The organism is Robertmurraya siralis, assembly GCF_005502275.1.
Taxonomy (GTDB): Bacteria; Bacillota; Bacilli; order Bacillales; family Cytobacillaceae; genus Robertmurraya; species Robertmurraya siralis.
The window spans coordinates 87,894-102,395 of the sequence record NZ_SWLZ01000006.1; the positions used below are offsets into that span (position 1 = coordinate 87,894).

General features: G+C 36.3%; 16 protein-coding genes. 6 read left to right on the forward strand and 10 right to left on the reverse strand.

Annotated elements, in window-relative coordinates; all coding sequences use genetic code 11:
* The first annotated feature begins 38 nt into the window (after positions 1-38).
* Positions 39-389 (forward strand): YtxH domain-containing protein, encoded by a 351-nt coding sequence (locus FCJ93_RS10045; RefSeq protein ID WP_137743610.1) that lies wholly within the window; start codon positions 39-41, stop codon positions 387-389.
* A gap of 395 nt (positions 390-784) precedes the next feature.
* On the forward strand, positions 785-1,366 hold the full coding sequence (locus FCJ93_RS10050; RefSeq protein WP_095309842.1) for an HTH-type transcriptional regulator Hpr: 582 nt from the start codon (positions 785-787) through the stop codon (positions 1,364-1,366).
* Here the strand turns inward: FCJ93_RS10050 and FCJ93_RS10055 are convergent.
* Entirely contained in the window at positions 1,363-1,701 is a 339-nt protein-coding gene (locus FCJ93_RS10055) for a DUF1878 family protein (protein ID WP_095309840.1), read from the reverse strand. The genes FCJ93_RS10050 and FCJ93_RS10055 overlap by 4 nt on opposite strands.
* 201 nt (positions 1,702-1,902) lie before the next feature.
* Here FCJ93_RS10055 and FCJ93_RS10060 point away from each other — a divergent pair, with 201 nt between their 5' ends.
* Together FCJ93_RS10060 and FCJ93_RS25435 are read left to right on the forward strand one after the other, a co-directional pair.
* The gene (locus FCJ93_RS10060; protein ID WP_095309838.1) at positions 1,903-2,457 is read left to right on the forward strand and encodes a DUF3267 domain-containing protein; all 555 of its coding nucleotides are present in this window, start codon (positions 1,903-1,905) and stop codon (positions 2,455-2,457) included.
* A gap of 40 nt (positions 2,458-2,497) precedes the next feature.
* On the forward strand, positions 2,498-2,677 hold the full coding sequence (locus tag FCJ93_RS25435; RefSeq protein ID WP_095309960.1) for a hypothetical protein: 180 nt from the start codon (positions 2,498-2,500) through the stop codon (positions 2,675-2,677).
* 237 nt (positions 2,678-2,914) lie between these two features.
* Here FCJ93_RS25435 and FCJ93_RS10070 read toward each other — a convergent pair whose 3' ends face one another.
* Positions 2,915-3,004 (reverse strand): YjcZ family sporulation protein, encoded by a 90-nt coding sequence (locus FCJ93_RS10070; protein ID WP_137743611.1) that lies wholly within the window; start codon positions 3,002-3,004, stop codon positions 2,915-2,917.
* A 522-nt stretch (positions 3,005-3,526) separates the two neighbouring features.
* On the opposite strand from FCJ93_RS10070, the gene FCJ93_RS10075 reads away from it, so the two are divergent.
* Positions 3,527-4,426, forward strand: a complete 900-nt coding sequence (locus FCJ93_RS10075; RefSeq protein ID WP_137743612.1) for a peptidylprolyl isomerase — start codon at positions 3,527-3,529, stop codon at positions 4,424-4,426.
* A 70-nt stretch (positions 4,427-4,496) separates the two neighbouring features.
* Here FCJ93_RS10075 and FCJ93_RS10080 read toward each other — a convergent pair whose 3' ends face one another.
* From FCJ93_RS10080 to FCJ93_RS10110, 7 genes are all read right to left on the reverse strand, one after another.
* Entirely contained in the window at positions 4,497-4,682 is a 186-nt protein-coding gene (locus FCJ93_RS10080; protein WP_095309833.1) for a sporulation YhaL family protein, read from the reverse strand.
* Positions 4,683-5,086: 404 nt separating this feature from the next.
* Positions 5,087-6,031 carry a 3'-5' exoribonuclease YhaM gene (gene yhaM, locus FCJ93_RS10085; protein ID WP_095309831.1) on the reverse strand — a complete coding sequence of 315 codons (945 nt, stop codon included), beginning with the start codon at positions 6,029-6,031 and terminating at the stop codon, positions 5,087-5,089.
* A 158-nt stretch (positions 6,032-6,189) separates the two neighbouring features.
* Positions 6,190-9,174, reverse strand: a complete 2,985-nt coding sequence (locus FCJ93_RS10090; RefSeq protein ID WP_170211281.1) for an ATP-binding protein — start codon at positions 9,172-9,174, stop codon at positions 6,190-6,192.
* 12 nt (positions 9,175-9,186) lie between these two features.
* The gene (locus FCJ93_RS10095; RefSeq protein ID WP_095309828.1) at positions 9,187-10,395 is read right to left on the reverse strand and encodes a metallophosphoesterase family protein; all 1,209 of its coding nucleotides are present in this window, start codon (positions 10,393-10,395) and stop codon (positions 9,187-9,189) included.
* 299 nt (positions 10,396-10,694) lie between these two features.
* A complete protein-coding gene (locus FCJ93_RS10100; RefSeq protein ID WP_095309826.1) occupies positions 10,695-10,895 on the reverse strand; it encodes a cold-shock protein in 201 nt (66 codons plus the stop codon).
* 182 nt (positions 10,896-11,077) lie between these two features.
* A complete protein-coding gene (locus tag FCJ93_RS10105) occupies positions 11,078-12,331 on the reverse strand; it encodes an ABC transporter permease (protein ID WP_095309825.1) in 1,254 nt (417 codons plus the stop codon).
* Positions 12,324-13,223 carry an ABC transporter ATP-binding protein gene (locus FCJ93_RS10110; protein ID WP_095309823.1) on the reverse strand — a complete coding sequence of 300 codons (900 nt, stop codon included), beginning with the start codon at positions 13,221-13,223 and terminating at the stop codon, positions 12,324-12,326. The genes FCJ93_RS10105 and FCJ93_RS10110 overlap by 8 nt, the downstream gene beginning before the upstream one ends.
* Positions 13,224-13,489: 266 nt before the next feature.
* Between FCJ93_RS10110 and FCJ93_RS10115 the strand changes: the two genes are divergently transcribed.
* Positions 13,490-13,675: a YhzD family protein gene (locus FCJ93_RS10115; protein WP_095309821.1), complete on the forward strand. Its 186-nt coding sequence runs from the start codon at positions 13,490-13,492 to the stop codon at positions 13,673-13,675.
* Between the two features lie 105 nt (positions 13,676-13,780).
* On the opposite strand, the gene FCJ93_RS10120 is transcribed toward FCJ93_RS10115, so the two are convergent.
* Positions 13,781-14,377 (reverse strand): class I SAM-dependent methyltransferase, encoded by a 597-nt coding sequence (locus FCJ93_RS10120; protein ID WP_137743614.1) that lies wholly within the window; start codon positions 14,375-14,377, stop codon positions 13,781-13,783.
* Positions 14,378-14,502: the final 125 nt, after the last annotated feature.

The following is a 14,502-nucleotide window of genomic DNA, read 5'->3' on the forward strand; positions in this document are numbered from 1 at the left end:
AACAATTACATAATAAAAATTAATTGAGGTGAAGGCAATTGAACAAAAAATCATTCATGCTCGGGTTATTAATTGGAGGGATCTCTGCAGGAGTTGCAGCCTTACTGTCTGCCCCTGCTTCAGGGAAGGAATCAAGAATATTCATAAAGGAAAATACGCATATATGGAAACAGCAATTATTTGAGTTAGCACATGATCTTGAGAAAATAAAAACTTCCATTTCTGCCCTTACTAAAGAAGGAAAAGACACTCTTTCTTCCTTTATAAAAGATGTAAAAATCCTCCTTGAAACATGGCAGATTGAAATGAAGCCCCATGAAGAGCAGTTAAAGAATGAACTTCATTCCATTCAAAAGACCATTCAGGAACTGGAATCATCCCTTAAATAAGCAAAGGTTTTGAATACAATCCTTCTTTTTCATGTATTTTTTATATTCAACACCATCCTATAAAAAAACTTATAAAAAAAGAAGGATTTTTTTATTTGAGGCAGAAAAGTAATATATTATAAAAATGATCAGTTTGTAATGAAACATTTTCTTCTATTAATCGTATTTTATTTATAGCTTCCGTATAAATAGACATCAGTAAATATTTCCAGTCCATTGTTTTGACTATATAAAAAATGAGGAAAAACGCCATATCATCTTACTTGTTTTACATAATTACAAGCTTATTTAAAATCTATAAAAAAATTTCTAAAAATTTAGTATATTTTTTCTTTATTTCTGATTGTTTTCTTGGCATAATGAAATAAAGAATATTAAAGCGGGTGAATTTGGGGATGACAGAGAAAAATTATACAATGAAAGAAGCGATGATTTTCAGTCAAAGAATTGCACAGTTAAGTAAGGCCTTATGGAAGTCTATTGAGAAAGATTGGCAGCAGTGGATCAAGCCGGCAGATTTAAACATCAATGAGCACCACATCTTATGGATAGCGTATCATTTAAACGGCTCCTCTATTTCTGATGTTGCTAAGTTTGGAGTAATGCATGTATCCACAGCCTTTAACTTTTCAAAAAAGCTTGAAGAAAGAGGATTGCTCAAATTCTCCAAAAAAGAAAGCGATAAGCGCAACACGTATATAAAATTGACAGAAAAAGGCGAGGAAGTTTTATTAAGTCTGATGGAAACCTACGACCCTGATAAAAATTCTGTTTTCTCAGGCGCTATGCCTTTAAAGAATTTATACGGGAAATTTCCAGAAATTGTGGAAATGATGGCGATTGTACGCAACGTATATGGGGATGACTTTATGGAAATTTTTGAAAGATCCTTTGAAAACATTGAAAATGAATTCGATGATAAAGATGGCTATTTAACAAAAAAGGATCCCTCAAAAGAACTTGTAATAAAGGATTAATCTGCAAATTTTTGAAGTTGTAACATGAGTGGCAAATATAATTGTTGACGGAGACAAGCTTCAATCGTCTCTTTTGGTTCAAGGCTTGGGTGCAAATCTATTTTGAATCTTTTATAAAGTGATTCAAAATAGACAAACCCCTCCGCTTGTTGCTCTTCAAGTGCAGCCGTTAATTCTTCGCAAATCGAGTAAAAATGTTCAACGTCTTTTTTACTCAATGATTTTTCGACAATTAATTTATAAAATTGATCATCGCTTTTGGATATCATCTTCAATAATATTGATTGATGATATTCAAGGCGATTGATTTTTTCTAGCAATGTATCAAGGTCCATAAAACAACCTCTTTCGGGTATATTATTAAAAGTTAGACAAATGTTAATCCTATGTCCGCTCTTATTTTACAGAAACAAACCTAAAAATGAAATAAGAAACCTATTGATTTTTTTATTCTTTGATCGTAAAGTATCAGAAGTGGATCTTGATTTGCACATTTATATCGATACCATGAATCCCTAACTTACTCCTTGTGGAGGATGATACTTTTGAATTGTTGGAAAACGATAAACTTTACTAAGCAATATGGACCTCAAAGATTGTTTATCATATCATTGATGACGATGTTAGTAGCATTTATTATTTTATATATGGCAATGTCTCATCTGCTCGTTCCGACTACCTTATATGATAATCATTTTGCCGTACTAGTATGCGGAGTGATTCTTATGTATCCACTTCATAAATTTTTGCATTTTTTGCCGATTGCTCATTTAGGAGCAATAGTAAAAAAGAAAATTGAGTGGAAATTTGGAATTTATCCCATTTTAGAGATAAAAGTTCATGAACCAATTACCAAAACATTATTTTTAGTTGCATTGCTCATGCCATTATTTGTCATAACGACCCTTTTAAGCCTATCATACTTTTTATTTGAACATTATGTTCACTATATTACGATTTTAATGGCTTATCAGATTGGTTTATCTGTTCCAGATATTCTCCATGCAATCAATATTAGAAAAGCTCCGAAAAATGCTTATATTGAGGAAAATGAAGATGGCTTTGAAATTTTAGTAACAAAGCATCAATAATAGCCTTACTGATGATTATGCCTAAAGGAGGGATTTTGTGATCATCTCCATTTTTATCGTTTTTGCTATATTTATATTGTTTAATATTAATAAACTGACAAATTCCCTTTGTTTGCAAAAAGAAATCCCTGAAGAAAAGCAAGCGAAGGTGTTTAGAACGATAAATGTATTAATTACCATCTTGTTAATATCTTCATACATCGAAATATTATACACATAAGCAACTGCAAAAAGAAGAACATGGCTTAATCCATGTTCTTCTTTTTACTAAAAGTTCAATAAAACTTTGTGTATCTTTGATAAAGCTTCACAAGCTTATAATAAAGGATATTATTTAAAAATGGTTTTTTATATCCTTAGCAATACTTTCGCCGATTTTTCCGTCCTTCTGCACGCCTTTAAAGTCTTTCTAATTTTAGTTATTTACTCAGCCTTTGTTCAAATCGTCCTTCTTTTCTTATAGCCATGCTGCTCCAACAATGACTAATAGAATGAACAACACAACGATTAAAGCAAAACCTCCACCGTATCCTGCTGCACCCATCATAACACCTCCTTCCAAGATAAGATCGTCTAAATAATCCCCCTACCGAACTGGCAAGTTATCTGTTTTTAATTGGTTCCATGGCCGCCTTGTCAATACATGGAACATGAAAATGATTGGATTCCCTCTCATCTTGTTGAAGAGGAGCTTATCGCTCTTACACTTTATCCTATGTATAAGTCCTTATTTTGGAATAGGTAGAGTGCCTATTTTTGTGGACAAAAAATGGAGATAGATATGGTTTTGTTCTTTTTCCAAATTATGATATAGTATACTTTGTGGTAACCAGTGATACATTTTCAAATAGGTTTTTTATTAAAATTACAAACGAATAAAAAATAGGCTTTGTTATATGTCGGTGTTGATTTTTTGTTCATTTCGTGTGAAACTAAAGTTTCACACGAAATGAACAAAAATCGTTGCATCAATAATATTGTTTAACAAAGCTAAAAAATAAGGGAATGGTTTTCTTTATCCTATGAAATGTAGTCACAATCAAGAAATTTAATTATAGGAGTTGTTTTAATGAAAAAGTGGGTCCTTTCCCTATTATTACTTGTGGGAATCGTTACGTTAGCTGCATGTAACAACGGGGGTAATTCTGAGACAGTCGCAGAAACAAAAGCAGGCAATATTACAAAGGACGAGCTTTATGAAGCAATGAAAAAGTCCTATGGACAAAATGTCCTTCAACAACTTGTGTATGAAAAAATCTTATCTGAAAAATATGAAGTAACGGATGAAGAGCTTGACGCAAAATTCAATGAAGTGAAAGAGCAGTTAGGGGCAAACTTCGAAATGGCCTTAATGCAATACAATATGACAGAGGAAAGCTTTAAAGATAGCCTAAAGCTTGACCTTCTCGTTGAAAAAGCGGCTACTGCCGATATGGAAGTAACAGATGAAGAAGTTCAGGAATACTATGATAACTACAAGCCGCAAATTAAGGCTCGTCATATTTTAGTTGAGGACGAAGCAACAGCAAAAGAAGTGAAAGCGAAGCTTGATGATGGTGGAGATTTTGCAGAATTAGCAAAAGAATACTCACAAGATCCTGGCTCTGCTGAAGAAGGCGGCGAATTAGGCTGGTTTGGTCCAGGAATGATGGTTCAGCCATTCGAAGAAGCGGCTTATGCACTGGATGTGAATGAAATTAGCGAACCTGTCAAATCTGACAACGGTTTCCATATCATCCAAGTAACCGAAAAAGAAGAGAAGAAACCTCTAGAAGACATGAGAGCTGAGATTGAGTATGAAGTAAAAGTATCAAAAATCGATAACACTATGATGAGTGAAACACTTCAGAAAGAATTGAAAGAGGCTAATGTGAAAATCAGTGATAAAGAATTAAGCGGCTTTATACAGTCTGACGAAGGTGCAGAGGGTACAGAAGCTGAAAAAAATACTGAATCTGATGAAAAATAATACTTTATACAAAAACAGTCTGAACATCTCTTGATGTTCAGACTGTTTCTATTTAAGCTACCATTGGAAATTAGCCAAATGAACGGCTCTCCGTTTTTTCTTCTTTCGCTTTTTCCAACCGCTCCATATAAATTTCTCCCTCTTTTTCAATCAGTTCTCTTTCTTTTTCTCTTTCTTCTCTGCCTGTTTTAACAGCCATAAAGGCGCTTATGACAATACCACCAACAATCACTATTACCCAAATAGGCACACCCATATTTTCTTCCTCCACATATATAGATTTGTACAAGCCTTATTGGTTCCATTGTATGCATAAGTCTTTAAAATATGAACGTAGCAATAGAGATTATTGCTGAGTTCGACTGGTGGCAGAAGATTCATGTCAACAGTATTTCTCCTTCATGCGATATTTTCAGGTAAAATCGCTTTTTCTCAGCTACTATTATCATTTTTTAAGCTGACTACTTAAAGAGCCTACTTTTGGCAGCACGAACGATAAATGCGATACTATTCCCTGAATGACTTACCGTAGCGAAGGGTATTTGAAGTTTACTAAACTTTTACTATTTGGGCCAGACGTAGATATACTTTATATTTGCTCTAAACGATAAGAAAAACGGTAGCCATGCTCGAGCTTGCTCGCATACGGCTACCATTTTTTTAGTTATGAAAAGTAGGCTTGTAAAAGGCGCGATTATCCAATGCAAATACTCTGTCCGTAAACTCTCCTGGTTTGACACGCTCAAGCGCCCGGTCAAGCATGTTCATTTTCGCATCAATATTATCAATGTAATGGAGAATTTCCGCCTCTTTAATCAATGGCGGCTTCGGACTTCCCCACTCGGCTTTGCCGTGGTGGGACAACACTAAATGTTGCAGTATAACTACTTCTTCACCGGAAATCCCAAGCTCATTTGCCGCATGGACAATTTCAGATGCCATAATATTAATGTGGCCAAGTAAATTCCCTTCAACTGTATAAGTTGTGGAAATCGGACCTGAAAGCTCCGTTACCTTGCCTAAATCGTGGAGCAATACACCTGCATACAGCAGGTCTTTATCAAGACTTGGATATAACCCTGCTATAGCCTTTGCCAAATCCAGCATGCTGACGACATGATAAGCTAAACCGGAAACAAATTCATGATGATTTTTAGTCGCTGCTGGAAACTCTAAGAAATCATCCTGATATTTTTTTAGCAAATGCCTCGTAATTCTTTGTATATTTGGATTCTTCATTTCGAAGATATATTGTGTGATTTTGCTTAGCATTTCTTCCTTACTGACAGGTGCCGTTAATAAAAAGTCTGAAAGATTAACTCCATCCGTCGGAGTTGCGGGACGAATTTGCCGAAGTCTTAATTGATTTCTCCCTCGATAATTCTGGATATCACCCAACACCTTCACAATCTTCTCCGCACTATAGTTCTTTTCATCCGCCTCAGATGCGTCCCAAAGCTTCGCTTCTATTTCACCGCTTTGATCCTGCAAAATTAGAGTTAAAAATGGTTTTCCGTTGCTGGCTGTACCTTTTACAGAACTTTTTATAAGTAGAAACTTCTCAACTTGCTCCCCGACATCATGCTGGAGAATACCCTTACTCATATGAATAGACGCCCCTTTCTATGAAACTATTATAGCATACGCATGGAGGATCGTTGTAAAAAGCGAACCAGCTTAATTCAAGGCAAATTTATTTTAGGCCGTTAATTTTTACTTCATTTTGACTTCCTTACACCGCTGGAAAATGAACAAAATAAAGTCTAAAAAATAGAAATGCTACTATGTTTACTTATAAGATTGTCCATGCTCATGACTTCCTCTTTTTCAAAATAACTTAGTAAATGTTGGTGACATGTAAAGAAAAGAATTTGATTATCTTTTATACTCTGTAATAATTCAATTACATTTGACGTTCGTACGTGGTCAAAATTAACAAAACTATCATCTATTATAATGGGAAAAGGATACTTTTTATAGATTGTTGTCGCAAGGGCTAAGCGCAGCGAAAAATAAATCTGCTCCATCGTTGCCTGACTTAATTCATTCGCTTCAAAAAGAACATGATCCGCCCTTTCTATCAGAAATCCATTTGCCTCCGCTTTGGGAAGGATTCTTAAATAATTTCCATTTGTTAAAAATGCTAGATATTGTTCTGCCTTTTTTAACATTGATGGCAGACGTTCTTCTTTAAAACGATTGACAGTCTTCTGCAACATTTCTTTTGCAACCATGCGCTTCGCCCATTCCTTTGCTATTCCATCTAACTCAGACTGGAGTTGCCTATACCTATGAAGAAGTTCACCATATGCCCCGCCCTCCTCAAGCAGGGAAATTTGATGCTTTACTTCTGCCAAGGATTGCTGGAGCACTTGAATATCATCTTTGACAGCATGCAATGCCCTAACCGTCATTTCTCTTTCAATTTGTGGTTCTATCCCTTCCATTGCATCAATCTCTAAAAGAGATAATTTGAGTTGCCTTGATAACTCCTCTGCTTTTAATGCTAATTGCTGTCTCCTTTCAGCCTCCTTGCCTTTTAAGCGGTATGCTTCTTCTGAATCGACTTGCGCCATCGCAAATAATGTGCTCTTTTCCTGCTCAAGATGCTCAAACTCTCTTGTTACATGTTCTAGCTGTTCAGCTAATTCTGTCTGTTTCTCCATCAACGCTTCATACTTTTGTTTGTTGACAAATTCCTTCTTTAACTGTTCTCTTAATATATAAATCTTATCTCCAATCGAACTTGAAGACGGAGCGAAAAACCTCGTCCATATACGCTCAATTCTTTCCTCAAAATTTTTCACATCCGCTTCCTTTTTCAGCAATTGCGAATCAAGATTGCGATCTTCCCTTTTTAATTCCTTTAGCTTTGAAATCAACAGAAACGCTTCGTGAACATGATTTAAAGCCAATTCCTTCGATAAGCAAAGTTCTCGACCAAGCTGAAGTAAAAACTCTTCATGCTGTTTCATTTCTTGCTCCCAAGCTTCAAAGGCATGAAGTACTTTTTCATATTGATTGTTCTGCTGCTCCCATTTAATTTTCATGACTGTTAATTGCTCTCTTAGAGCTTGATCCCGCTTTAATTGCTCCGTTATGAAAGAAACATCTGCATCAGAAAAATCATTCATTTCTGTTTTTAGTGAAACTTCTTCTTCTTTTAAGCGCTGTAGTTCAACTTCAAACTCTTTTTGCCGAGTTTTCCTCCTTACAAACAGCTTATACCCAGAAAAACTAATCCCGATAGCACCAATAACAACAAGACCCCATTGTGCCTGAAAGAGTCCCCAAATCGCCAATATCACAAAAAGACCCACCAAAAAAAGAGAGTGTATTTGATTGGAGCGAAGCTGCTCCTTCTCTTTCTGGTTATTCATTTTTAGAAGATGTATTTTATCGCCAATACTATGTAGTTCCCTCTCTATTAAATCCTTCCGCTTCCAACGTTGCAGTCTATTTTCGTTCTCTTCTCGAACAGCTTCAGGCAGTAACTCCTCTTGTAGCTGCTCAATTTGATGTTCCAGCCTTTCTAATTCCTCTTGTTCTTTTATAAATTGTTGATCAAGCTCGAGTTTTTGCTCCTGCAGTCGAATTTGTTTTTTCTCAGCATGGGCCGCTTTATCCTTCATGAAAATACTTGTATTTACATGATTCAGCCTGTCTTCATCCATAGATAAATGGAGCATGCTCTCTATGTCTTCAATTTTCTCAGTCAGTTGCTCGCGTTTAAACCGCCACTGCTCTATCTCCTCTTTCATCTGTTGATAAAGGGTGACCTGTTCAACAATCTGTTGTATCTCAGTTTCTGCCTCAATAAACTGGCGGTTTGGTTCAAGAAGCTTTAATTCTTCTTCCATTTGCTTATTGCGCTCACTCAAAGACTTCATTTGCCCTTCTAACGGCTTTAATAGCTGCTGTAGCTGTTCAAGTCGGGGAAGCCCATCTGTCGGAAAAGAAACGTCTTCAGACTGTTGCAATTGGCTTTGAAGCAATCGTCTTTCTTTTACAATTGGCAACAGCTTTTCCCATTCTTCCAATTGCTGCAACTTCTTCTGAAGACCGTACATTTCTTTTTGTTTCATTTGAATGGTTTCCTCGATTTGACTCTTTTGCTTTAGAAGCTCCCCGTATTGTTCATTTTGTTGTTCTGCCCGTTTTAGCTCTTTATGAACACCATTTATCTCCCTTAACTTTTCATTAATAGCAGGTTTCTTCCCATTTGGTTTGAACCAACTATCAATCTCTTTAAGAAGTTCAGTTTCAGCTATTAATAAACGCTCTGTACCTACTGTTCCAGTAGAAAATAAAAACCTTCCTAAATCCTCCCCTTTCAGTTGATGCACATTTTGCAAACCATGTATATTAAAAGAAAAGATTGACTGATATAACCCTTTATCGATCCGCCATAAAAGCTCATTAAGCAATTCTTCGCCGCCGCTTCTGCCGTCTGACAATAGAACAGTGACATCACCGACTGCTTTTCCCCTCACACGTTCGATTGTTGCCTTTCCTTCTTTCAGCTCAAGTACAAGCTGACCACCATATTTCGCACCTTTCTTTGGTTCATAGCGCAGTTCATTTTGCTGCTTTGTAGGAAAACCGAAGAGAATGCTATGAATAAATGACATAATCGTTGATTTTCCCGCTTCGTTTTCCCCGTAAAAAACATTTAAATCTTGGATTTTTTTAATGGTTACATTTTCCAATTTGCCATAACCGTAAATATGGAGTTCTCTTATTTTCAAACATCTCACCCCCTACTGCTTTAGTAGCTTCTTCATTAATAAAGCCTCAGCATCTGTCGCTATTTCCTGTACATCGCTCTCAGAAAGCGGCGCTAAATATTTTCTTGCACCAGGATGCTTATAGAGTGGTGCTATCGCTTCCTCTATTTCTGTAAAACTCTTCACCGTTTGAAAAAGCTCTCCATAAAAATCAGATTCCTTCGCCAATTCCGTTTGATTCCAAGAAAATTTCTCTTCAGCTATTATTCGAACAACCCATACAAATGACTGTTCATCCTTTTCTTCTTCCTGCAAAATTTCTAATAATTCATCTAGCAGAGCAGAATCAAACCTTTGCAAGCCGATGATTTTCAGGGTTGTAAAAATACCGCGTTCTTCTACTCTAACTTCCTCCATTTTTTCAAGACACAGACGATATAATTGGTCAAAGGTGGAAATGTTGGCAGCATCAATTGTTATTTCATCCCAAATTATCTCGCTCGTTTCAACAAAATCAAATGTTGCAGCAGCTTCCTTCAACTCAACCAAATAACAGCCTTTCTGACCTTGTTCCTTTCTATGTCTTCCTTGCGTATTCCCTGGATAAACAATGGGTGGATTCTCATGAAGAACTGTTCTCTGATGAATATGACCTAATGCCCAATAATGAAACTCCTTTTCAAGCAAATCTTTTATTTGGAAAGGAGCATAATTTCCATGATCTGAGCTTCCCTCCGCATTGCCATGGAGAATTCCAATATGAAAATCTGCCCCAGCCTTTCGTTTGTAGCTGTGAATTTTTCGTTCAAATACATGTCTTTCTGGATAGCTAAAGCCATATAAATAAACCTTTGTTCCGTTTTTAGCAGTAAATTCCTTTATTTCGACTTCCTCTTTAAAAACATGTACATTAGCAGGAAGTCTTATTTCCGTCCACTTTCCGCCTAAATGATCATGATTACCGTGAACAATAAAAACATCAATCTTTTCCTTCTCTAATCGTTCCAGTTGTTTAGCAAGGAACACTTGAGCCCGCACACTTCTGTCTTCTAGATCAAATAAATCTCCAGCTAAAACGACAAAATCAACATGGTGGAAAATGGCCGCATTCACTAAATTCTCAGCCGCTCGAAAGGTACTTTCCAAAATTCTTTTAAAAATGGCGTCCGGCAATGCTTGTAAGCCAAGCATCGGACTATCAATATGTAAATCTGCCCCATGGATAAATCTTATTTTCTTCATAACTGCTTCCTCACATTAGCTTTTCTAATATCTTACCATAAAATCGAATATACGTTCTAGCAAGTACCATGAACAAGCGTAAGACTCCTTCAGAACCATGAATATCCGAATTGTTCCTGTCATGATAAATCTAAGTCAGTTTCCTTCATACTTTTATCCGTACAACTATATTTTGGAGATAAAGGAAATTGCGGAGCAATTACTTAAGAGGATCTGAAGTTTGTGAGACTAATTCACGCATTTTGTAAACGACAAAAAAGCAGACCCATAAATGAGTCTGCTCTGAAAGTTCGAATTAATTAAGCTTTGTTAACGTTAGCTGCTTGAGGTCCACGAGCACCTTGTTCTACGTCAAAAGTTACTGATTGACCTTCTTCAAGAGTTTTGAAACCTTCGCCTTGGATAGCTGAGAAATGAACGAATACATCTTCTCCACCTTCACGCTCGATAAATCCGAAACCTTTTTCTGCGTTAAACCATTTTACTTTACCATTTTCCATGTATGTTGCCTCCTATGTGCATTAAACGCACAAATGTATTACTATTCTTGCTCTTCCAGGCGAAAATATATTATTCTTCCCTTAAATTCTGAACAAAAATAATTCTTACTAAGCATAACAGAATAAATTGGAAAAGGCAAGTAAACTTATTAATTCCCATAAAATAACTTTTCAAGTATTGATTATTTCTCTGACTTCGTCATCTGAAGGGCCTTCTTAATATCTTTAAAGGAGCTTGTTTTACCGTACATAAGTACTCCTCCTTTATAAACCCTCGCTCCAAATATCGCAAGTAAGATAATCGAAACAAGCAGGATTGCAATCCCGAGAATTGGCTCCCAAGCTGGTAAGGTTAGCATTCCGACGCGCATAAACATCAGCATTGGCGTAAAGAACGGAATGTACGAAGTAACTGCGACAAATGGGGCATCGGGATTCCCAAGACCAAACATGGCGAGCATAAAGCCGGCAACAACCAACAATGTCATTGGCGTAATCATTTGTTGAACATCCTCTATTCTGCTAACAAGCGATCCTAAGAACGCAGCTAAAGTTGCATAAAGGAAATAGCCTAGAATAAAGAATATGACAGCATACACGATCGTCGATACGGAAACTGCACCAAATCCAAAAACGCTGAAAAATCCGCCTTCCATCGAATCGAGATTTTGCTTAATTGAAAAATATCCAACTCCTAGCAACAAAATTAGCTGTGTTAAACTTAAAAGTCCAATCCCTAATATTTTTGCAAACATTTGCTTAATTGGAGAGACACTTGAAATTAAAATCTCCATCACACGGGAAGATTTTTCAGTCGCGACTTCCATGGCAATCATATTTGCATACATGATAACAGCAAAGTAAATAACAAATAATAACACATAAACAAGTCCTCTTGCCTGACTAAGCTCTTCTTCAGTTTTTGCATTTTCCTCTAAAGCAACTCTTTCGACTGAAACCGGCTCATAAAGAGCGGCAAGTTGTTCCTGGGTTAAATTAATTTGATTTGCTGCCATTTGTGTTTTGACTTGCTGTAGTCCTGATTGAAGGACGGTATACGATTCCACATCTGAAATGCTCATCGATTTGTAAGTGGCGACTGGTAAATTAGCTTCATCAACGTCCAAAATTAATAATCCACTATATTCCCCTTCTTCCACAGCTTTTTCAGCTTCTTTAGCCCCTGCCTCGTAATTTTCTAAAATCAGTTCACTGTCCGTTAACTTTAATTGTTCTTGAAGCGGTGACAAAAGCTCGCTCGTTTCATCGATTACAGCAATTTTTTCTGAGCTATTTTTATTAAAAAAACCAATGATATTCGTCATATTGGAGAGACCGATAACGATCGCTAATGTCAAAATAGTCGTCACCACAAATGACTTGGTTTTTACTTTACTCATATACGTGTGTGATAAAATAATCCAGAAATTATTCATATGAAGCACCTACCTTCTCGATAAAAATATCATTCAAAGAAGGCTCCTCAAGCACAAATCTTCGAACAAACCCTTTTCCGACAATATCCTTTAAAATCTTCTCTGCGACATGCTCTCCTTCAATTTGCAAATGCACACCTTCTGGCGTTCTCTTCATTTTTGTAACACCAGGGTAGTTCTCAAAAGCAGATAAATCAAAGTCAGCATGTATGATTAAGTTCTTTTTTCCAAAAGCTCTTTTAATTTCCTTTAGCGAGCCATGAACAACTGGACGTCCCCGATGCATAATACATAAATGCTCACACATCTCTTCTACATGCTCCATCCGGTGGCTAGAAAAGACGATCGTCGTTCCATTCTCCTTAATTTCTAGAACGGCTTCTTTCAACTGCTCCACATTAACTGGGTCAAGTCCACTGAACGGTTCATCAAGGATAAGCAGCTTAGGTTTATGTAAAACAGCAGCAATAAATTGAATCTTTTGCTGATTACCTTTTGAAAGCTCCTCTACCCGTTTATCTAAATACTCAGGAACCTTAAAACGATCAAGCCATTTTTTTAACTCTTCTAATGCCTCCTCTTTTTTCATTCCTCTTAGTCGAGCTAAATACACCAGTTGATCCTTTACCTTCAGCTTTGGATATAATCCTCTCTCTTCTGGAAGATATCCGATAACAGGACTTGTCTCATATGTAATTGGCTGTCCATTCCAGGTTACGTTTCCCTCAGTAGCATCCAAAAGACCTAATATCATTCTGAAGGTTGTCGTTTTCCCAGCACCATTTGCACCCAAAAAACCAAACATTTCCTTTTCAGGTATTGCAATTGATAAATTATCCACTGCGGTAAAACTGCCAAAGCGTTTCGAGACATCTTCTAACTTTAGAACCATATTGCATCCTCCTCTTCTTACTTAGTGTATACGAAATAAAAAGAAAAAAGGTTCATTTTCTCTTATTTTTTCTTTTTACAAAGCTTTGTTAAACATAATTATTGATAATGAACCTTTGGTTTGGCACGAAATGGGCCGAAAAATCAACACGATAAAAATTGAAACTTTTTGCAAAATTTAAATGATTATGTGAAAATTATCATTGAAACTTGATGTAACCGTTCTACTACGCAATTTAATTTACTAAATAAAGGGGAATCTTTTCGATGAAAATCTATAAACTGACTGCATTTGAATCGAATGGAGAAAAAATTCTGGACGAAGCATTTGAAGCGAAAAGCGATGATGAAGCAAAGCAAATAGGGGAAAAGCGCTTAAATGAAATAGGAGCACTTGATAAAACGCATCGTTGCACCTCACCAACCGGCCAGTTACTATTGTTTCATATGTAGCTTCCACGCAACAAAAAACAAAGCGCAAAAGAACCACTGAAATCAACTGGCCCACCTGAGCTTTTTATGGGCTCAGGTGGGCTTCCCATTCGTTAAACAAAAAATTTACTTTAAACTACTGGAGATAAACATTGAAGCATCTTGATTCATAAAGATATTTTTACCATGGTGGAATGTTCTAAGCTTAGTTCCTTTAAATCCAACCTCCGCCAAAATTTCTTTCAGCTCTTCATGTACAAACCCATTATGAACTTTCGGATGAAATACTTCATCGTTTTTGTCAAAATCCACAATGATTAACTTACCACCCGCATTTAAAATATGGAATAACTCTTGAAGGATTTTTTTAGTATCTGAGATATGGAGAAGTACTAGTGACATTAAAACAATATCTGCCTTATGTTCTGATGCAGTTTTAGTAAAATCAGAATAAAGCACTTGCGCGTTGGTGATTCCTTTTCGGGAAATTTTCGCCTTCGCAAGCTCCAACATTTGTTTTGCTGAATCTACTAGTAAAATGGAATCTAATACATCACATAGTTCCAAGCTAACTAAACCTGTGCCACTGCCATAATCCATTAAAGTTTTTGACTGACTATCTTGCAATTCAGCTCTTACTTCAGCTGCGATTACTTTCGCTAATTCTATCCTATGTTCCGTATCATATTTAGTTGCGATCTGTTCGAATAGATTATCATCCATCATTTTACTCTCCATTTTGATTTTAGCCTTTGTTAAACAATCCTGTTGATAAAAATCAACATAGACATAAAACAAAGCCTGGTTTTATTATTGACGTCTGGCAATTGAATTACTTGTATCGTTCG